The organism is Paenibacillus sp. FSL L8-0644 (genome assembly GCF_038008165.1).
Classification (GTDB): Bacteria; Bacillota; Bacilli; order Paenibacillales; family Paenibacillaceae; genus Paenibacillus; species Paenibacillus polymyxa_D.
The window spans coordinates 574,595-593,725 of the sequence record NZ_JBBOYN010000001.1 but is presented as its reverse complement, the minus strand read 5'-3'; the positions used below and the strand labels follow the sequence as shown (position 1 = coordinate 593,725).

Sequence of the window (19,131 nt, the reverse complement as noted above, 5' to 3'; positions counted from 1 at the left end):
TCCCATTTAATTTTCAATTATTATATTACATGTGTTGATTCAATCAACCTACATTGCCGCATATTCTGTCTGTTTTTATCATTGTCAATAAAACTAAAATACATAGTTAAATTTGCTTTCGAGACAATTAAACTAACGGGAAGCGTTATTTCAATGAAACAGATGAAGCAGCGACAGTCTAGGGCATATTTTCTCGTCCTAGCCTACCGTTGTTTCTTTTATTGTAGTTATCAAAACTTTATTTTCTGCGAACATTTAAAAAGTGGATTCAGAGCACCTTGAATGTCGTCTGTAAACAATTTTTCAACTAAAAAGCTCTGCCGACCATAAGGTTAGCAGAGCTTTTTAGTTTATTTAAAGTATTCACTTACTTCAAACGTTAGAATACAATCCTACAACCTAAAATCCGTACAGCTGCTGAATGGACATTTGTTTTGTCATATTCTGCAGAAAGCAAATTTCAAAATCATAAAATTAATGACTATAGATGCAGGAAAATAGACCCATTTAGTCAAATTATAATAACTTATAGAAATGAAAAATTAGCATAAGGGCGGCTAGATGAATGTCAGACAATCAAATTCTAAATATTACCTTACCATTTTTATTTATCTTTTTACTGGTGATCTATGTATCTACTAGATTATTTATGTTTAAAAATCGCAAAATTTTGAACAAAATTATATTTCGCTATTTTATTATTTCTTTGATAACTTGTCTGCTTTTCTCGTTTATCTATTTATTTATTTTCGTTGGTGATCTTCAAGAAATTGGGGGGGATAATCTCAACCCTCTAAAACTCAAACATGTATTTTTCGAAAACTCAAACCAGTATTCAGAGAACAAATATCTAATATTATTAGATATATTTTTTTATAGTGCATCAGTTTATTTTCAGTTCCCATCAAATGTGCAATTCTCTGGGTTGGCCCAAATAGTCATTTTAACTGAACGTTTTTTGGGCAACATAATACCGATAATACTAATATGTCAAACTATCATGGAAATGAGAAGCCAAAAAAATAACTATCAGTTACTTCAGATATTTTTGAATCGTGGATGGAATATTTTAAGGATACGTGACAGCTATTATGGAAAATCTAAAGCATTAGAAATTATAGATTCTAACATGACTATTAAACCCTTGTTTGTAGAAAATATAGAAGAGATACAAGATGAATTGAAATACTTTAAAGTCAATTGGAATAATGCTGACAAAGAACTACTTCCGTATTTTCTGAAAGTATTAGAAGAACCACTTCGAGACAAAGATGTAGAATTATCATTAGAATCGTTACATCTCTTTTATAGTAGAGACACCGATAATAAAAAATATTATGTTCAATACTATGAATTTCTAAAAAAAATAGAGAAGCATATATTTACCAATGAATCAATATTTGGAGATTTTAATATTGTATTGGATGAGTTAGAACGTATTAATAAAAATATGATTGACCAATCATCTAGTCACTCAGAGGAACTTGCAGATGAATAAGAAACAAACATTAACAAGACTCTTTCAATTATCCATACAAGTTGCGATACAATTGGAGAAATGTAAAATTAACGCTATGATTTTAAATGTTCCTCGATTAATTAGCATTTTTATATTTTTTATAAGCATATTTCAGATTACCCCTCTTTATAAACTGGGGTCTACTTCACAAAACATTATAGGATATGTTCTAGTTGTAATCTCAGCAGCTTCCATATTCATAGACTTTCAAAGCGAGAAGAAGCAAATTTTTAATGATATGCATGTAAAATTGGAGAAGTATCTTAGTGAATTTCAAACGCTCTATGTACAAATTGAGGACTGTAAATCTAAAGACTTTAATGTACTAACCTATCATCTAATGATTGAAGGTTTCGAAAAAGATTTTAAAGAAAGCAAATTGCCATTTAACATTGTTCCCCATAACTTTGCTTACAAGATAGTAAAAAGAAAGGAGTCACAGAGTTCGCGTCTTTGGATTTTTGAAACTGATAGGAATGTAAAAATATGAGTAAAAGCAATAAGGAAACAACATTTACAAAATCCTTGTTCGTTATTGCTTTTACTTGATTTTGAATTTTCATAAACAAATATAATTATTATCCATCAGAAATTTTTACATCAGTTCTAAATTCAAATTGATTCCGTAAGAAATATGATCCATCAATTTTAATCGACTCAGGTGTAATCTTCTCCACTGTACCGCCATAATCCACAATATCTATCAAATTCTCTCCCAACGGCTGTACAACATATACTCTTACCTGACTTAATGCTGCTGTAAATAATTCAATATCTGATTTCAACACTTTATATGTATGGTTCATGCTGATCACCTCAATACATTCATTCGATGAATAGTGTGGTAATTCCTGCAAGTTAAAAATCCCCGCCGACCAATTAAGGTTAGCAGGGATTTGCTTTACTTACGTTTAAGCCCCTCCAACGACATCCTGTAGTTGAATAATTTGATGACTATGCGACTGAACAGGCACAGTAACAATAAACAAAAAGCTAGCCGCGATGATCAGAAGAGCTAATTTTTTCAACATTATCTAACCACACCTTTTCAATGAATTTTGAATATTCTTTCTTGGTTTCAGGACTTAGGTGAGCACGAAAACGCTCAAGCAGCCCTATACAGTTTATATAATAAGTCTCATTATTCAATGTATGATAACTTACCATTGAATACATCAAATATTTGAAGCCATCACTAAACATACCAAGATGTAAATAATAATAAGCCAATTCATATCCAAAGCGTGCGAATTGCTCTGGTATTACTTGGTTAGTGTACATATCAGATGATGGCTGCCCCTGCTGCACAAAAGAGTCAATAACCGTTTCAAAACGTTTAAGTATGCGATTCACATCTAACTGATATCGGTTAGCTGCCAACATTACGTTCAGTAGCTTTGTTACCATTTCTTTATCGGCTTTATTGGTTGATGCAGCAATGTATTCAACATAATCCGTTAGCACACTTGTATCCCCAGACAAAAGTTTAAATACGTATGTATTAACTTCTGCCCAGTGTCGAAACAAGCCGATCCAATGTTGGGTATCATCATCTGTCTCTTTTACCCAATCTAAATTAGCATAGGTGTATGTATAGTCTAGAGCTTGTTGATAATCACCTTGGGCTTCGCAAACACCTGCACACAGCAGGTCAGCATAGGAAATGTATACAAACAAAGGGCGAGTCAACTTCTTATGCTCGTCACACTCTCGATTTTTCTGTTGATGCTTCAAAGTGTATTGGATTTCCGCTTTAGCTCTCATTTTCCTTGCCATTTCGTCAACCTTGTCCCATTTACGCAAAGACCTGTATACGTTCGCCAAATCCTTCAATGCGTCAAGCTGGTCTATTTCATCCAGACGCTCGACAAAAGCTTCAAATACCGCTGCTGCCCTAATGTTACGACTTTGATCGTCTCCAATTTGAATCGTGAATATGCGATATTGACAGACTGCCAAACGTTCAGAATGTTGATATTTCTCCGCTTCAGCTACCCCCTCATAGAGCAGTAATGCAGCCGCGTGTCTTCCCTGCGACAACAATTCCTCTGCAATTTCAAATAGCTTGGGCGAATAAAGTAGATTGTCCATGATGGCTCCCACCACTCGACGGATCGAATCCAGCTTGTCCAACTCCGCACAGCGAAACAAAAACGGCTCGATTCGCCTCATATTCGGAGGATGGTCGACGATGTAATTTTCCACGAACAAGTCGTAAAAGTGACCTTCAGGCAAACCCATAGCCTCAGTAATGAGGTCAAGTTGGTTAACTGACATAGACTTATTCCCTGTTACAATAGCACTTATTATACCCCTATTCATGCCTGCAATTTGTCCAAATTGCGCTATGTTCAAACCCTCTTGTTGTATGTATCTGTCTAATTCTGCTCGAATCGTAGGTGTATGCTTCATGTCATAGCCACCCTTCGCATAGAAATTCCAGTATTTTATAATCATTTACTATTTTTGTCCAGTAATTAACAGTTGTCAATATCTTTTTTGCGAATCATGTGGAAAAGCTGCGTTTGTCATAAGAGCATCCCTAAAAACAAAAAAACACCCCACCGGCTTGAGCCAGCGGGGTGCTACCGATGCTTTCGGATTATAAGATAAGTATAATTTGTTTTTGAATGATTTTGTAAATACAATATATATGTTTATGCCGGTTACCTCAGGATAGGTATTCGGTAGTGGTAATTCCTTTAAACATAGAGACATCCTACTAACTTATGCCAGTAGGATGTCTTCATACTCAATGACACTATTTTTGTGTTACAGGCCGTAATAAATGCTTACTTTTTAGATCACGACTGCTTCAGCAAATCGCTATAATATCTTCTCATCGTATCCTCATTAATGGTTTGTTTTGAATAAGCGTCATCAGGAAGTCCCTTTCTTGCTTCCTTCCATGGTTCTTCATTATGCGTTAATGCTTCGAGAAACTTCGCATCATATGACCCATATACACCCCATACCTCAGTCATGATACGTTTTTCGCTTTTATCTAAAGCTGGTTCATTATATGTACAATCAATTGGATCCCAACCATAATCTTTATATTTCCTAAATAGTTCGGGATTAACTGGTCCATGAACCCAAGCCTGAAATTCACCATTAAACAATCTTTTATTATTGTTCAATACCAAACTCCAAGCTTGAGCATAATAGCAAAGTTTTTGAAGTTTCAAATGAGTGATTGGCATATCTATACTGTGTGATTTTTGAATAAAAAAATCTGCAACATCAAAAATTTTAGCCATTTTTTTCACCCCTTCTATAGTGTATTAAAACATACGTTATTGAGAAAGTAAATTATTCTTCACTTTTCATCTAGCTTTACGTACTCTTTTGCGTTCCTTAGAATTAGGTTTAAATTCTTTGTATCTCTCCTTCTCTTTCTTCAAATCATCACTTATAATTTCCAAAAAATCCTTTTCAATTCCTGCCTCATCAACAAACTTTGAACTAAAAAATAATAATCCATACTTGTCTCCAGCCTTTTTAATCTTCTCAACAAGATAATCTACCTCAAATTTAATACCTGAGATCTTTATTACTGGTTCCACGGTATTATTAAAATTAATTAGTATACCTTTTCTTAAAACAAATTTTTGTTGGCAGTATAATAATAAAGACATCTTTTCAAAACAATATCTTATTGTAGTGGAATTGAAATTAAAGGATACAGCCACATTAGAAATAACATTATTTTTAAGATAAGGGCTTTCTTGTTTTTTGTTAGTTATTAAATTATCAATTACAATACTATAAACCCTTTTGATAATATCTCCTTTAAAGTTCGTGACCATAAACTTTATTAAAAACCCAGTACAGCTATAATGGGAAAGTTCAATTGTTTTTACTAAAGCCTGAAATAACATGTAAATAATGCACTCATTTTGTTGAATGTTTTGTTCAGGGGTTGCCATAAAAGGAATAGGAATTCTCCCATTTTTCAATCTCATATCCTCTGTTTTAAAATTTTTTAACATGGAGTAAACAATTCTTGACAAGGATTTAACATCATTATTTTCTATGGCTATAATTAAAAGCTGTTTAAATATAATATTGACATCATTGACACTGTCATTTTTATGTCTATACGTTTCCATTATATTATTCAATCTGATTAAAATAGTGTCCAATATATCAAGCTTAAAACTCAAAATAGCAATCTCGTGCAAAGCAGTATAATACGCTGATTTTTTTGACTCGAGCTTCTCTAACATTTCAAAAGCGATATTAGCATCCTCGAACCTATGCGATTTTATCAACTTTATCAAAAGATTAATTTGGTTATTTAAAATGCATTTGTACAAATTTAAATAAAGATCATCTCCCTTAGTTAAGCTCGGTCCACTTATATACTTCTGATTTTCAGGCTTCTCATGTATGTCACTTAATATTCTATTCCAATTTTTAACACAGTAATCATAATATGTAGAAGTACTTTTATCAATTGACAAAAACATTAATTGATAAAGCGTCTCCACATTATCATACAGTCTGTTGAAGTACATCTTTTTTTGAAATTTGGCAAATGAGTATTTAAGACAATGTAAATTTTCTTTTATTTGTTTAATTGAATAATCTGTTTGAGATTTAACATGTAGATTTGAAATATGCAACTTTACAACAATAATGCCTTGTCGAAAAGCCATAAAACAAAAAATGAGCCATACACCAATAGTGCCTGAAAAGTATGCGTCTAACTTTTCGATTGGCATCGACGCTTTAGTTTTAAGAGCCACTGATAAATGAGTTCCGAAAGCTACAGCCATTATACAAGTAAAGACAAACGCGAGAGCAGAAGCATAAGAAAAAGAAGCATTACTAATAGCCAGCGCTTTTTGTTCTTTGTAACTAAAATAAAAAAATGTCAAGCTCAATGGGATAGCAAATGCAACAACAGAAGTCAGAGTTTTAATTACAGCGATATCTGTACTCAAACCAGGAGAAAAGTTCAAAACTGTATAAAAACTATGAAAAATATCTAATATTCCGTTTAGATGCATTCCCTGAGCGAAACCCAACAATAATATATATATTATTGGTAAAAGAAATATCGCGAGTGTAGGGATAGAAAAGACTTTTTTTATAACCCAATTAACAGAATCATGAAAAAATATGAAAAACAATGCTAATGGCCTAAATATATAAGTTTTGCCCCAAAAAAGTAGATTCCATAGAAATGAATAGATATTTAACATTACTATTACCCCAGTCAAATAGGATTATTTACCCAAATAATTATCCCATAAGACCCAGAATCTATCAACTTTAAATAATTTTTTTCCTAGTATTATACTGTTATTATACAGGAACAAGTGTTCTTATTCAAGATAAAATTCCCTCACTCTCCAGTTTCCATCCTACATCTGTACTGCATATATAGTTAAATTAATGCCCTACTTAACAACCAAGAAAACAAAAAAATCCCCACCAGCCGAAGCCAGTAGGGTGTTTCGTAATTCCAAACGCTTGTAAATTTACAAATCGTCAGTGGTTGATGTCTCAGCCGACTTACCATCTACGTAAGCCTCAGCCAGAATGTAAGCAATTACTGCACCAAATGCACCGATAACGCCAGTCACCTGGATAACTGTATCATTGTTCGCACCAAAAGCAGTTAGCAAACTCGTGATCAATGCGGCTAGTAACGCCCAGAACTTACGGCTAGACAATTTACGTTTCCAGTCTGTCATTATGCAACGCCTCCCTTCTTGAATACTCCAGCTCGGTCAAGCAATGTGACCAGTCTGTAAAAGTCATAGGAGCCATCGTTTGCTGTGTCCAATACTCCGGCAGCCTTAGCATTAATACAGGCTTGCTTGGCCCACGCTGGTACCTTGGTGAGTTTATTCGCGGTCTCCAATGCGATTACACGATCTTGCAACGCCTTAAAGGCCGCTTTTTCTTCTGCTGTCATTTTTTCATCCTCCGTTTTATTTATCTTAGCTAAAGCTGCATTAAGCTGCGTTTGAGTTGGGCGCTTGCCCTCACGAAATTGAGCCGTCGTGATTCCAAAGATCATCTGCAGGTGGGGCATGTCCTTAAAGCTGCGCCAGTCTCCTCCCCACTCAAGCCCTAGTTTCTTCGCTTCTTCAACAACTTCCGACCAGTCTGGAAGGGAATCCTTATCATCATCCTTCAGCGTGTCCCAGGAAACTGTGCGGCCATCTCGTAATAGCAGCGCGAAGTCGGCCGCAAACCCAAAGTTATGATTGCTATATCCGCCCCTGGCTTTTGTTACTTTGGGACGCTTATCTCCATTCCGTCCCTGGGCATAGAGTGCGTCCTGCTCCGCATATGTTCGTAAACCTTGGGTAATCACGATCCAAACACCACGGGCATAGCAGCGCTCAATTAATTTTTCCATTACAATTTTAAAAACTGGATTCAGCCCGACAAGCCGATTAAGAGACTTTTTTTGTATCTGTTCCAGCGTCAGTTGTACCATCCTGTCCATCTCCCTTGTCTTTTAACTGCTGCAAGAAACTTTTAAGCTTAAAGGGCAGTGGTATTCCCATTGCTCCCCAGTTCTCGGCCAAGGAAAGTCCTTCACGGCCAGCGTAGAAGTAAATAGCCGCCGTCCGGAAGATCGGTGCGCCTGGTTGTAGCCAATTGTCCAATTGTGCAGACAATCCCACCACCGTCAAAACCGTAGCCTTTCGAATGCCTCCCCAAAACATCACATCGCTGTCCATTTTTTTGTTTTTAATAGCTGCGGCAACTCCAAAAATATAATCCAATACCATCATCGTAAGCAGCACCTGAAGCGGCTTGTCCCACCCACCCAAAAATGTAACAATCAGACCAGTCAGCGCCGTCACTCCCCCTGCTGCCGCCTCCTTTTCCGATGTCCCAACGATTGCAGTCCATACGGTGCTGCCAAACATTTTTATTTGGCTCACTACCTTTTCCCCCTTAAAAAATAAAGCCCCCGACCACTCACCGAGGGCATAAAAATAGCGCATCCGGTTTGGATACGCTGGTTAAACATTTTGTGTTGTTGCTAAAATCGCTTCTCGTTCTTCCTCGCTAATGAATTTTGGCGTGTATGAAACTAGCCGCTGTTCATCAACCTTTTTCATAATCCACATGCTCAACAAAAACCCATACATAAGGCTTCACCTCCTTCCATTAAGCTTTTGTAACATCCATAAGAGCAAGCAAAGCGGCCTCCGTGCTGTCCTGGCGCGTCTTTAGTTCTGTCACCTGATCTGTCAGAGGAACTTGCTGTGTAGGAGTCTCGCTACCGCCGCCATCAATATAAACAAACTCCAGCTTCCCGGTATCAGGATTGACCACATACGACTTTGCACGTTGAAAGTCTTCGTAATACTGGTGATGGGTTAATTGCAACACCTCAACCTGTGCTGGGTTGAATCCCTTGAGTTGCGGGTAAAACCCCATATCATCCTCTTTGGTTGTCTCACGAACATGTTCCGACTCGATTTCCGGCGTGATGAAGATTACTTCTCCGCTGCTTTTTCTCCAATAAACCTTAGAACCGATTTGCATATTACCCACCCTTTCATTTTTTTATTCGAATGCCCACCATTCGTACGCCCATACTTTAGAAATGGGTGATCCTCCGGCGTATGCGTCTATTTTGCTGCCTTCGATGGTCGCGTTAAATCCGCCGGCTTGTTGACGCAAAGGAGGAGCCCATACACTGTTGCCTCTCCAGCCGTAAATGGTGTCTCCGGTCGCGGTGCTGAGGCGGGCGAAAGAATCTATGTGCCGGAAGCCGTCCGATTCAGTTAACCTAACTCTTATAAAAACCACAGAAGGCGTGAAAGAAAGACCTCCAACAGAAACCACCATTGATATGGACTGTCCCCAACTACTAGCCTGAGCACTTTGACCGTTGAACGTACCAGACGCAAAGCGTTTTACAGGTGCATTTGTGATTACTGCTGCTATCTGATCGCTACTCATATCAGAACCGGCGCCTCCAAATTTGCCGTTGATCGCGCCTACGATTTTATTTTTAAGATCAACGGCCTGCGTAAAAGCTTGGTCTGCCCGGCTGTATGCTTCATTGGCTCGATCATATGCCGTCTTGACCGCGATCGGCGCCGCTGCCTGATCTGTAGAAGTGCTGCTTACCGATGTATTAATCTGTACAATTCCGCGCGCCTGTGTTGATGCGGAAGGCAGATCCGATGCAGGATGCGTATGCGCCTTGGGTGCTGCATACTGTTCCGTATACTTCTTGGCATTGCCCTCTGCTGCATTCCATGTCGCTTGCTTGGCGGCTGTAACGTGCAAGTTGGTATCGGCAGCATGTTTGTCCAGTGCTGCCTTGGATGCAATGTCGTTCCCGGCTGGATCGGTTTTGATGCTCTCCAACTGCGCAGCCAAGGCCTGGTCATTTTCATAAAGCGTATCAATCGGCTGATTAAAAACATCGGCGTGCCCTTGATCCGTGGTAACAAATCTACGTGGCTGTTTTATCGCCATCAGACTCATCCTCCTTAGTAGATATCATCAATTTCAAATATAAACTCCATGTCGCTGTCCTTAATTTTGTTGGTCATGGTGCGAACAGCAGTCAACTTGCCCGCCGAATCTACCAAAGCAAGCTCATTGATGGCTTTCCCGGCTAGTTCGGTCTCTGCTAGCGAGCAGACATAACGAATAGTCGCTGGGGCTATAAATTCATAACTGGTAATATCCTTTTGCAGCAACTCCCCTTTTAAAGCATGCTCAGTACCGTCCAGCGGAAGTGGTTTGCCTTCTGCATCCACCCCGCCGCTACCGAATGCCATTTTGACCACCTTCGTTAGCATGCCACCTTCGGCACGAGCGCGGGCCATCTGCTCTCTGGCGTAGGCAGTTGTTACCGTTAATACTTGTTCAGCCATAATTACCTCCTATACAGTTTCTATTTCTTCAGTGGAACTGAGTAATCGGCTACCATCGAGCGCAACACTACCATTCAGCAGCCAATAATTCTGCCGGACCCTTACAATGCCTTCCTGTCGGTTCTGGATCGGATGGCTCACCTTCAGCTCCAACCGGTTCCGATATCGCTGGCGCTCTTCGGTCCATCCAGACAAGGATGCAGCACCGTTCAGTAACTCAACACCATCCAGATACCAAGGACGACCACCAAAGAAGCGAACGCGGGAGCGAAAATGAATACGTGAATGGATCTGGAACGCATGATGAAAGTCAATATGAATCGAGGGCAGAGCTTTGTTTATGTGGACAGGCCGGATATATTCGAAGTCTTCCATCAGGCTTTTAATATCCACATCCGATTCGACTGAGTAAACAAAACGAATTTGCTTGGCGAGAAAATCCTCTTGTATATCCAACAGTTTGCCGTATTTATTACCCATTAGCCGCAGTGTGGGCAGCGTAAATGGCCGCTTGGCCCAGCGCTTACGACGTATCGCATCACGGCGCTGCTCCAGTGTCCCAATCTGCTCCAGTGTCCCAATCTGCTCCTGTCGGAAATATATCCACTCCCAAATGGGCAATGCCCAAGTAGCAGTTTTCAAAACGAACTGATTTCCCAGATCGTCAATCGACTTTTCCCGATCGTTTACTTCCAACTCCATAACGTCAAAATGCCGCTCGGCCATGTCGATCTCATACATGTGTGGCGGCAGCATTTCCCGGTATCGCAGAGGTATCATGTCAGGTTCACCTCAATTTGCAATACGGACGTTACTGGAACCTCAACATCTTGAGTCGTTCCATTAAGCGTAAGATTTTCATAATCTTCCACGCCTTTGACCAACAAAGCTGCACCAACGTAATTAAAGACAAGCTTTGTACGACCAAGAGCATAATCAGCAATACGCTGTCTGATTGGTTCGACCAGTTCAGTAAGCGGAAGAACAGTATTTAATTTCGCAGCTACTTGCAACGTGAACACCGGGGCAGGATGAACGGCCAGATCATGCCCGGCAATCCGCTTACTTTCCCATAAATTCGTCTTAACTTTAGCGGCGAACTCTTCTGTTGCTGGTTTGCCCTGCAGGTCAGTCAGGTACAAATCTATGGACACATCGCTACGTGCCTTCTCCACGGCAACAGCACCACCAACGCCCTCCAGCTCCTTCGCCCATGTCTCATAATCCTTTCGACGCCCGCTGCCTTCCTCAGTAAACGCACGCTCAAGCATTCGCAATCGGTACGTGTCGTCGTCCTCCCCCACCTTCCGAGGCATACCATCCGACCATCCGTGACCATCTAAATACTCACTGTCTGCCCAAATGGGGAAGGCTTGGAGAAAGGCATATGTTAACAACTCCTGCTGTTCAGCGTATTCCATAGCGATGGGATACCACAGATCATAAAATAACTCTCCCGGATCCGTCGGGGGTGGAGGTAGACCGCGTTCTTGTGCCAATGTAATCGCCCGGTTGACCCATCGGCGGTAAACTTCCTCTGGGGTTTCCTCCAAAATTGCCATCGGTGGCAGTGCAGGAAGGTCTGTTAATTTCACATTCACAATTCAATCGCCTCCTCCAATTCTACTTCTCCGGCCAGCCCGGTTAATTTAATTCGCAAATACATGTTCTGGCCGTTCCGCTCCATCGACAACACCTCAGCTTGAGAGATTTCCGTATGAGCTGCCAAAGCTTCCTCAATGTCGCGTTTTATTTCAACGTCCTCCCAATTGGCCCATTCAGATCGTTCGACACCGATATCAGCGTCATACACCACATATTGAAATCGCTCGGTGTTCAGGATTTTTAGCGCCGTCTGCACAAGGTATTCACCATACGTAGCCGTTTTTTTGGGACGCCCGTCGTCGGTGGTTGCCATCTGCCGCGTGCGATAGTCGATCACGTACGTCCATTTGGTTTCAGATGCTACGGTTTCGGTCAGCTCCACCTCGTCCAATGCGGAAAAGTCTATATCCGGAAATAACGTTTCATCGTCAGCCACCAGCGCCCACATCCTTCCCATGGACGTAGTACCGCTGTCCGCTCAGCCTGGAGACAATCAGGCGATCTCCGACCTGCAAAGGGCTAGGAATAACCAGCTTGCCACGTAACGAACTGCGTAAACCCTGCTTGTAAGGCTCTCCTGTCTCGTATACCACCCCGTCAGCCAATATGCCTGTGACACTGCCTTTGGCTTCGTCACCTTCCAGGTATTCGGCCACTACAAAATCCGCTTTAACTTCCCGATCCAACAAATACTCAGCAAACACTAGCCTTTCCGCTGGATATGGCTCAGGGTCACCGTCAACCTGTATTGATGGGCTATCCGGCCAGTTCCGGAGTGTAGCTCTTTCAGTGTCCCGTGCGTCGATTCTGTCTTTGGTCTGTTCTTTTAGAAGCTTGAGCGCATCATTCAGCACCCCTATTCCCTCCTTTCCAGTTCCAACGTGACGGTATATGTTCCATTCTTATAGCTGCTATCAGCAGTCACCACAATCCATTTAGAGGTATGATCCGTCTTGGTGAGTACGAGCCAGCCAGAGCGTAAGCCGGATAACGTATGGTCCGTGTGCCGAACTATAATCTTCTTGATCTGTTTGGCAGCAGATAAAACTTTCAGCCGCTGCGTAGCGATGGTCTCCGGCTTTTCGTCCTCACCGACTTCAATGATTTCTTCCATTCGGCCCATCGCCTTCACCGCACCCGCTGCCGTTTTGGTAACAGCGGAAGCAATCTTATCATCCTTCCATTTTTGCGCGGTTACGACTGTATAGGTTTCCTCGATGCTGTATCCTGCCGTGCTGGAGGTCATCTGTTCAGGTACAAAAATAGGGACCTTGGTATTGGTCCCTTCGCGCATCACCTGCAGATAAAAGCTCTTTTCCGTCCTAACAAGGTCTATATAGTAACGGTAGCCGCTACGCTCATATGCCTTTTGCAATACGTCGAGGATGATTTCCGAATGGGCCATAGTCCCATAACGCTCGTCCAAATTAAAGCCGAGAGCAGGACAACGGAAGTCAATGCCTGTGCTCTTGACGTATCTTTGCAGCTCCGCTCCCGCTTCACCCTTTAAGTACGGTCGGGTCCCCTTGTTTTTGGACAAGTACCAGCCGATCTCCCGCCCTTCAATTTCCCAGGCGTTTGTGAATTCGTCTTGCTCATATTTGATTATCGGCCCGTGAAAAAATTGGTTTTTGTGATGATATAAAGCACCACCGACCTTTTGCGAAAAGCACATCAGCATACCAGCTACCTTTATATTGCTTGCATTGCGAAGCCGCACCGTAGCGCTGCGGGCAATCTCATCGCGACCAGAGGACCAGGATACTTCCTCGATGCCATCGGTCAGCATCTGCCGGGCGTTCTCCTTGCCATATACAACCGCAAATCCGTCCATAATACATCACTTCCCTTTCGCTTTGGAAACCTTGTCCGATATTCGCTTTTTGGAACCCGTATAGTCAAAAGTACCCCTAGCGTTTGGGTCCTCTTTGGCTTTTTTGCTTTTATCCTTGGCCTTCTTTTTTTTATCATCTTTTTTCTTATCGTTCTTTTTGTCCTTTTTGCCTGTAGTATTAGGGCGACTTTTCGACGGTTTAGTGATCACGGTTCCAGGCTTGAGAACCTGTTTAGAATTAGAGTAAGAGACGATTTTAACAGGCTTATACTCCACAAATGAATAGTTACCATGAAGATTCCCCTGTCCATCCTTGTACGTCTGATCCATCCCCTCCAAGAGCATCGTTTGACTAAATAGGTTCTCAAAGTTAAGTACAACCGGCTTACCTTTCCATTGCTCCAGCAGCTTCCACGTTACTTCCGGTGTTTTATACGTGACCGTCTGTTTGCTATCCGTCTCCCAAATTTCTTCCCAATAGCGTGGAAGAATAGCAGAAAAAGAAACCCGTTTCACCTTCGAGACGGGTTTCCCTGTGCGTTCCTGACCAGTTATGACAGTGAAGGTTTCAACTTCATTGCCTCCGGTTATTTGAATCTCTGCCGGGGTGATCGGAAAGGTAAGACGGATCTTGCCTTGCGATAGTGCCAGCATCGCCTACCCTCCATTCTCCAATACTTTAATCAATTCCTCACCAACCACCTTGCGGATCAGAGCTCGCCCCTGCGGGCTACTGAACATTTTTGCAAATTCTACAAAGTTGGTTATTCCCTTCGCGAGTTCACCAAAATCAATATTGATATTCTCAATGTTCACTGACTTCGGGGCAACCGAAGCGGATGGATTAAGCATCTGTGCCATCGGCATCATACTGGACGCACCGATCAGGCTTGGCCGTCCGACTTGGCCGCCGTTTGCATATGGCCGAACGCCCATAATAATCCCGGCCCGCTCCCACAGCTCCTGACCACGGTTGCGTCGGCTGGCCGACAACGGAATAATCATTTCTGGACCAGCTTCACCCACTAACCCAACATGAGGACGGTTAATATAGCCGCCTTGAGCATATGGACGTGGCTTGGGTTTCGGTGTAGTACCGCCTCCGCCAGAGTTACCGTCTTTCACGTCCTTCATCTTTTTAAGGACTACAGCAACGCCACTGACTACAGAGGAAAGTGTCGGAAACTGGCTACGCATCCCGGCAACAAAACGGGAAATAAGATCGCTACCCCAGCTATTGCCTTGGCCCGACACACTTTTAAGAGAGAGCAGATATTGCTTTGCTTTTTCAGCAGCCGTCTTGGCTGCATTTCCGACCTCTTGATAAGCTTGTTTGGTCTTGGCTGCACCCTTGGCTACTTCATCAGCGCTGCTCTTTGTAGCGGTTCCTACGGCCTTGACATCTTTTTGAGCCTTGCTACTGTCACCCATCTTCCAAACAGCGCCGAATGTATTTTTAAGCGCATTAAGGCGTTGCTTGACTTCTGGCTGTTCAGCAACAGTTTTCAGTCCCTCTTTAAGACCTTTATCGACTATACTTTTGCGCACATCGTCGCCAATCTGCTGAAGACGCTTCTGCTTCTGCTCAGTCAGATTGTTGATCGTAATTTTGGCTTCAGGAGGGGGGCCGGGCTTCTCTTCCTTCTTGTCTCCAGTAAACCAGTTTTTAACACCGCTCCAGCTATCCTTAGCAGAATTGAAAATACCTACTGCACCGTCCACCACTTTACGAGTCAGTCCACTTTCATCCGCAAATTTCCCTATCTTTTCACCGACGACATTGCCGATGTATGCACCGGCCATTGTGCCAAGCGGACCAAGAACAGACCCAAAAGCACCGCCAATAGCACCACCAGCTACACCGCCAACCATAGCACCGCCCTGAGTAGATACAGCCTCACGCAAGCCCTTATCCTTGGATGCTTGGTAGAGGTCATATGCGCCGGCTGCTACGCTTGCGACTGTTCCAACAATACCGCCAACTTTAGCCGCTTTACCTGCTCCTTTAAGAAAGCCTCTCAGGCGGCCACCGCCAGAAGGCGGACTCGGTGGTGGCGGTGGATTGGGTGGAGCAGGACGACGAACACGATATGGATTGTCACGCGATCCCCTTGGGCTTGGATTCGGATTAGGTGGATTTGGTGGAGTGGGACGGGGGCCATTAATGCGTATGCGTCGTCTACCGCCAGCGCCTCCTGCTCCCCTACGCCCTCCACGACGGTTTCGTCTACGGCGGCGATCTCTGTCACGGTCGCCACCATCGCCACCACCATCATCTGCCCCGCCGTCTCCACCACCGGACACAGAGCCATTAATATAAACTTTAGTCGCATTAACGGTCATCGAAGCAACAGAGCGTAAACCTCCAATACGATCATCGACAGGGTTACGGTTTCCACTCAATTGGCGTCTAATACCACGCCCACCCATCCGCTCCCGTATTCGTGCAGCTCGTTGGGCTGGTGTTTCTTCAGGCGGTGGAGCTGGAGGTTCAGGAGGTTTCCGACGAATCCAATTCCAACCGGCTTTGACTCCTCTGCCTGTGGCATTTGCCCCCGCTTTCCCCTTCTCTCCTACCCATTTAGCGGCAGTTGAAAGATCATCGTTGAACTTCTTTACTCCTTGTGCAAAGGCCCATAATTTTTTAGCTACCAGTACAGCAGCTAACCCCATTAAGGCAGTATTTATGGCTTTAAAATGATCTTTATAGAAGCTAGTCGCTCCGGTTATCGCACTGGTTATTCCAGTACCAAGCGCCTGAATGTTGTCCTTATTCTGCACTAGCAAGGCGTTAAACTCCTTCAAAGCTGGAAGGGCTGCTTGAGCAACGTTTGTTCCAATCTCTTGCATTTGCAAGCTCATTTCAGCACGAGTTTGCTTCATTTCCGTCATCGGATCAGCAGCTTGCTGCTTACGAAGCAAATTATCAGTCGTTCCTCTCATATCTGGAGCCTTTTCAAAAGGCGTTCCATATGTTTTGAGGATCGAATCAGCATTATCTTCCGCTGCGCCAGAGCCCAAAGTGACAAGAGACTGCTTTAACTGGTCACGTGATTGACTTCTTAAATCTGCTACTAGAGCCATAATGGCTCCCTGTGCTTGCTGCTTGTTCCCTGAATTAATATCGGTAGTAAATGATTGGGCTTGACGTTGTGCCTCATCCTTGCCTGCTCCGCGACTGATAAAGTAATTCGCCATGTCACCAGTGTTCAAAGCTTTTACACCAAACGTTTCCTTGAAAAAATCCGCAGGCTTGTCGAAGTTGAAGGCCCCACCCTTCACCGTCTGCGTTAAAAAATTACTCATTTGCTCTGAGTCAGTTCCGCTGCTGGAGAAGTAAGGACTGTATTCCCAGAACGTATCGAACAGATCCTGTTGTTTGTCACCTACCTCCTTATAGGCATACATCATGCTATCAGCGACTTGACTGTAGGATTCTTTAAAACTGTTCGACGTTTGAGACAACGCCCGCTGTACTTCCTCAGCTCCGGCATCCGGGCGAATGTACTGGATTTTAGCAGACGCACTTACGAAGTCACTCATCTTGGATTTGTCCTGAACTAAAGGAGCTGCATCGGCAAGTTGTCTGGTTCCTTCAATACGATCTGGGATAATGGCCTTTTTAACTAAATCATCTACCGTACTAAGGCTCTGCTGACGAATGTTTTCCGGCATGTAAGCCGCACTTCGCGCCGCCTCACGGCTGTAGTCGGACACGCCTCCAAACATAGAGTCACTAATGCCGCTACCAAGCACAATTCCGCCCGCCAAAGCTGCCAAGGCTGAAATCTTGTCAGATACCTGGTCAACGACTGGACTTATGGAATCCTCAGCACGTAATTTCACATTAGCATCACGAATACTACGGATATCCGCGTCCGCACGATCCGCTGAACGCCGAAGATCGTCGGCTCCAGCACGGGCCCGCCGAAAGATATCATCGAGCTGGATCTGATTCATACGCCGTACTTCGTCGGACGCGCCATTAATCCGTCTACCTAGATCGTCGGCGGATTCCCGAGCTCTACGGCTACCGGATACAAAATCATCGAACATGCTGCCCGATGCCCGCCGAAAATTCATTAAGTCGTCATGCGCCCCTTGAAGCATACGGCGCATATTTCGGACAGCGCCGGTTATCATATCTCGTGCCTCAAATGGCACCGTAACTGACGTAGTTGCTATTGTTCCCACCCCCTTCCTGTTTCGACCTGGTTATTTCCTGTTTAGACGCGCCATTTCTTCCTCAGCGATCATCGACGCAGCCAGGCAAAAATAATACTGGCGCTGTTCGTCTACTTCATATGGCAAGACTTCGGCAGGCAATTTCTTTTGGTTAACCCAAAAGTGGGCTACCCAACTCGCTTCTCCGTCTCGCCGGATGAGTTTTTTGCTTCGGCCAAAAGCGATTCCTGAGTCTCTTTAAAATTACGTACAGCCTTGCTGAGTGCAGCATAATCATCCGCATCATCCAAAATGCGCGGTGGCAGTTCAAATTTACTCGTTGCACCGTATGCTTTTAACAGGTCTTTGTTATTCCAATCAAATTCGTGTTCAGTAGCTTTGACGATCATCACGTCAACTTCCGTGTAAAAAGGAGATGTTGGTTTTCCGTCTTCGTCATAAGCAAGTTCATAAACCCGACGGGTTTCCAGTGTAGTCAAACGTTTTATAGACCAATCCTCACCATCAACCGATACTGAGATAAAGTCGTCTTTACGGTCTTCTTTCGCTTTGGAAAGGTACTTCTGCAATCTATCGTTTTTGTAGTTTTGTTGGTTGCTCATTGTTGTTTCCTCCATATTGGTTGTATTTAAAAAAAACAAAAAGAGAGCGAATAAATCGCCCTCTTACTCCCACATATAATCTGGGAACTTTTCGACAAAATCGAAATCCGTCGCCGTGCCCTCCAAAGTAATATCGATCCCGTTGTTATCGTCGATTTTGGCAATCAGGATGTCCATTTCTCCGTGAATGTGAACACCAGTAATCAATACTTTCTCCGTGTTGCCAGTGATCCGGTCTTCAAGACCGCCTGTAATGCGTGCCAAAAACATGGTCCTACCCGCTTTAAAATCCTCCAGCAATCGGTAACGCAACCGTGATTCTAATTTGGACATGACGATTTTGACCGGGATTTCATAACCTGTCAGTTGCTTTGTTTTCGTCATACGGCGTGCTCTGACAATATCCAATGTTTCCGTAGTCAGCTTAACCTCAACTTCCTTGACAGTATGAATGTCCTCGCCGTTGTCGTCTTGGAGCGAGAGATTTCGCCCAATAAGTTCGCGTTCCATCTA

Annotated in this window: 22 protein-coding genes; 2 read left to right on the top strand and 20 right to left on the bottom strand. The window is 43.0% G+C overall.

What is annotated here, in order from left to right:
• Positions 1-565 precede the first annotated feature (565 nt).
• The gene (locus NSS94_RS02715) at positions 566-1,498 is read left to right on the top strand and encodes a hypothetical protein (RefSeq protein WP_341038590.1); all 933 of its coding nucleotides are present in this window, start codon (positions 566-568) and stop codon (positions 1,496-1,498) included.
• Positions 1,491-2,009 (top strand): hypothetical protein, encoded by a 519-nt coding sequence (locus tag NSS94_RS02710; RefSeq protein WP_341038588.1) that lies wholly within the window; start codon positions 1,491-1,493, stop codon positions 2,007-2,009. The genes NSS94_RS02715 and NSS94_RS02710 overlap by 8 nt, the downstream gene beginning before the upstream one ends.
• Positions 2,010-2,097: 88 nt before the next feature.
• On the opposite strand, the gene NSS94_RS02705 is transcribed toward NSS94_RS02710, so the two are convergent.
• The 20 genes from NSS94_RS02705 to NSS94_RS02610 form a co-directional block, all read right to left on the bottom strand.
• On the bottom strand, positions 2,098-2,325 hold the full coding sequence (locus NSS94_RS02705; protein WP_341040380.1) for a hypothetical protein: 228 nt from the start codon (positions 2,323-2,325) through the stop codon (positions 2,098-2,100).
• 187 nt (positions 2,326-2,512) lie between these two features.
• Positions 2,513-3,931 carry a transcriptional regulator gene (locus tag NSS94_RS02700; RefSeq protein WP_341038586.1) on the bottom strand — a complete coding sequence of 473 codons (1,419 nt, stop codon included), beginning with the start codon at positions 3,929-3,931 and terminating at the stop codon, positions 2,513-2,515.
• A gap of 392 nt (positions 3,932-4,323) precedes the next feature.
• A complete protein-coding gene (locus tag NSS94_RS02695) occupies positions 4,324-4,779 on the bottom strand; it encodes a Panacea domain-containing protein (protein WP_341038584.1) in 456 nt (151 codons plus the stop codon).
• 66 nt (positions 4,780-4,845) lie between these two features.
• Positions 4,846-6,729, bottom strand: a complete 1,884-nt coding sequence (locus tag NSS94_RS02690) for a hypothetical protein (protein ID WP_341038582.1) — start codon at positions 6,727-6,729, stop codon at positions 4,846-4,848.
• 279 nt (positions 6,730-7,008) lie between these two features.
• Positions 7,009-7,224: a hypothetical protein gene (locus NSS94_RS02685; protein WP_341038580.1), complete on the bottom strand. Its 216-nt coding sequence runs from the start codon at positions 7,222-7,224 to the stop codon at positions 7,009-7,011.
• Positions 7,224-7,979 (bottom strand): M15 family metallopeptidase, encoded by a 756-nt coding sequence (locus NSS94_RS02680; protein WP_445671532.1) that lies wholly within the window; start codon positions 7,977-7,979, stop codon positions 7,224-7,226. Before NSS94_RS02680 ends, NSS94_RS02685 begins: the two co-directional genes overlap by 1 nt.
• Positions 7,936-8,433, bottom strand: a complete 498-nt coding sequence (locus tag NSS94_RS02675) for a phage holin family protein (RefSeq protein ID WP_341038576.1) — start codon at positions 8,431-8,433, stop codon at positions 7,936-7,938. Before NSS94_RS02675 ends, NSS94_RS02680 begins: the two co-directional genes overlap by 44 nt.
• Positions 8,434-8,514: 81 nt before the next feature.
• Positions 8,515-8,643, bottom strand: coding sequence for a hypothetical protein (locus NSS94_RS02670; RefSeq protein WP_341038573.1), 129 nt, complete (start codon positions 8,641-8,643; stop codon positions 8,515-8,517).
• A 19-nt stretch (positions 8,644-8,662) separates the two neighbouring features.
• A complete protein-coding gene (locus tag NSS94_RS02665; protein WP_341038571.1) occupies positions 8,663-9,043 on the bottom strand; it encodes a hypothetical protein in 381 nt (126 codons plus the stop codon).
• A 21-nt stretch (positions 9,044-9,064) separates the two neighbouring features.
• Positions 9,065-9,988, bottom strand: a complete 924-nt coding sequence (locus NSS94_RS02660; protein WP_341038569.1) for a phage tail protein — start codon at positions 9,986-9,988, stop codon at positions 9,065-9,067.
• A gap of 14 nt (positions 9,989-10,002) precedes the next feature.
• Positions 10,003-10,392, bottom strand: coding sequence for a phage tail-collar fiber domain-containing protein (locus tag NSS94_RS02655; protein ID WP_341038567.1), 390 nt, complete (start codon positions 10,390-10,392; stop codon positions 10,003-10,005).
• 9 nt (positions 10,393-10,401) lie between these two features.
• Positions 10,402-11,172, bottom strand: a complete 771-nt coding sequence (locus NSS94_RS02650; protein ID WP_341038565.1) for a putative phage tail protein — start codon at positions 11,170-11,172, stop codon at positions 10,402-10,404.
• Positions 11,169-11,993, bottom strand: a complete 825-nt coding sequence (locus tag NSS94_RS02645; RefSeq protein WP_341038563.1) for a baseplate J/gp47 family protein — start codon at positions 11,991-11,993, stop codon at positions 11,169-11,171. The genes NSS94_RS02650 and NSS94_RS02645 overlap by 4 nt, the downstream gene beginning before the upstream one ends.
• Positions 11,990-12,433 (bottom strand): DUF2634 domain-containing protein, encoded by a 444-nt coding sequence (locus tag NSS94_RS02640; protein WP_110455509.1) that lies wholly within the window; start codon positions 12,431-12,433, stop codon positions 11,990-11,992. Before NSS94_RS02640 ends, NSS94_RS02645 begins: the two co-directional genes overlap by 4 nt.
• A complete protein-coding gene (locus NSS94_RS02635) occupies positions 12,426-12,851 on the bottom strand; it encodes a hypothetical protein (RefSeq protein ID WP_341038559.1) in 426 nt (141 codons plus the stop codon). Before NSS94_RS02635 ends, NSS94_RS02640 begins: the two co-directional genes overlap by 8 nt.
• 2 nt (positions 12,852-12,853) lie before the next feature.
• Positions 12,854-13,831, bottom strand: a complete 978-nt coding sequence (locus tag NSS94_RS02630; protein ID WP_341038557.1) for a hypothetical protein — start codon at positions 13,829-13,831, stop codon at positions 12,854-12,856.
• Between the two features lie 6 nt (positions 13,832-13,837).
• Positions 13,838-14,485 carry a hypothetical protein gene (locus NSS94_RS02625; RefSeq protein WP_341038555.1) on the bottom strand — a complete coding sequence of 216 codons (648 nt, stop codon included), beginning with the start codon at positions 14,483-14,485 and terminating at the stop codon, positions 13,838-13,840.
• A gap of 3 nt (positions 14,486-14,488) precedes the next feature.
• Positions 14,489-17,995 carry a tail tape measure protein gene (locus NSS94_RS02620; RefSeq protein WP_341038553.1) on the bottom strand — a complete coding sequence of 1,169 codons (3,507 nt, stop codon included), beginning with the start codon at positions 17,993-17,995 and terminating at the stop codon, positions 14,489-14,491.
• A 188-nt stretch (positions 17,996-18,183) separates the two neighbouring features.
• On the bottom strand, positions 18,184-18,618 hold the full coding sequence (locus tag NSS94_RS02615) for a hypothetical protein (RefSeq protein ID WP_341038551.1): 435 nt from the start codon (positions 18,616-18,618) through the stop codon (positions 18,184-18,186).
• 63 nt (positions 18,619-18,681) lie between these two features.
• On the bottom strand, positions 18,682-19,128 hold the full coding sequence (locus NSS94_RS02610; RefSeq protein ID WP_064796729.1) for a phage tail tube protein: 447 nt from the start codon (positions 19,126-19,128) through the stop codon (positions 18,682-18,684).
• Positions 19,129-19,131 lie beyond the last annotated feature (3 nt).

What these genes read in the sequence shown, in the direction of transcription:
- NSS94_RS02695 (WP_341038584.1), bottom strand. Translation starts at nt 4,779, where the DNA reads ATGGCTAAAATTTTTGATGTTGCAGATTTTTTTATTCAAAAATCACAC.
- NSS94_RS02655 (WP_341038567.1), bottom strand. Translation starts at nt 10,392, where the DNA reads ATGGCTGAACAAGTATTAACGGTAACAACTGCCTACGCCAGAGAGCAG.
- NSS94_RS02715 (WP_341038590.1), top strand. Translation starts at nt 566, where the DNA reads ATGTCAGACAATCAAATTCTAAATATTACCTTACCATTTTTATTTATC.
- NSS94_RS02630 (WP_341038557.1), bottom strand. Translation starts at nt 13,831, where the DNA reads ATGGACGGATTTGCGGTTGTATATGGCAAGGAGAACGCCCGGCAGATG.
- NSS94_RS02650 (WP_341038565.1), bottom strand. Translation starts at nt 11,172, where the DNA reads ATGATACCTCTGCGATACCGGGAAATGCTGCCGCCACACATGTATGAG.
- NSS94_RS02685 (WP_341038580.1), bottom strand. Translation starts at nt 7,224, where the DNA reads ATGACAGACTGGAAACGTAAATTGTCTAGCCGTAAGTTCTGGGCGTTA.
- NSS94_RS02670 (WP_341038573.1), bottom strand. Translation starts at nt 8,643, where the DNA reads ATGTATGGGTTTTTGTTGAGCATGTGGATTATGAAAAAGGTTGATGAA.
- NSS94_RS02705 (WP_341040380.1), bottom strand. Translation starts at nt 2,325, where the DNA reads ATGAACCATACATATAAAGTGTTGAAATCAGATATTGAATTATTTACA.
- NSS94_RS02710 (WP_341038588.1), top strand. Translation starts at nt 1,491, where the DNA reads ATGAATAAGAAACAAACATTAACAAGACTCTTTCAATTATCCATACAA.
- NSS94_RS02615 (WP_341038551.1), bottom strand. Translation starts at nt 18,618, where the DNA reads ATGAGCAACCAACAAAACTACAAAAACGATAGATTGCAGAAGTACCTT.
- NSS94_RS02665 (WP_341038571.1), bottom strand. Translation starts at nt 9,043, where the DNA reads ATGCAAATCGGTTCTAAGGTTTATTGGAGAAAAAGCAGCGGAGAAGTA.
- NSS94_RS02610 (WP_064796729.1), bottom strand. Translation starts at nt 19,128, where the DNA reads ATGGAACGCGAACTTATTGGGCGAAATCTCTCGCTCCAAGACGACAAC.
- NSS94_RS02690 (WP_341038582.1), bottom strand. Translation starts at nt 6,729, where the DNA reads ATGTTAAATATCTATTCATTTCTATGGAATCTACTTTTTTGGGGCAAA.
- NSS94_RS02660 (WP_341038569.1), bottom strand. Translation starts at nt 9,988, where the DNA reads ATGGCGATAAAACAGCCACGTAGATTTGTTACCACGGATCAAGGGCAC.
- NSS94_RS02700 (WP_341038586.1), bottom strand. Translation starts at nt 3,931, where the DNA reads ATGAAGCATACACCTACGATTCGAGCAGAATTAGACAGATACATACAA.
- NSS94_RS02625 (WP_341038555.1), bottom strand. Translation starts at nt 14,485, where the DNA reads ATGCTGGCACTATCGCAAGGCAAGATCCGTCTTACCTTTCCGATCACC.
- NSS94_RS02680 (WP_445671532.1), bottom strand. Translation starts at nt 7,979, where the DNA reads ATGGTACAACTGACGCTGGAACAGATACAAAAAAAGTCTCTTAATCGG.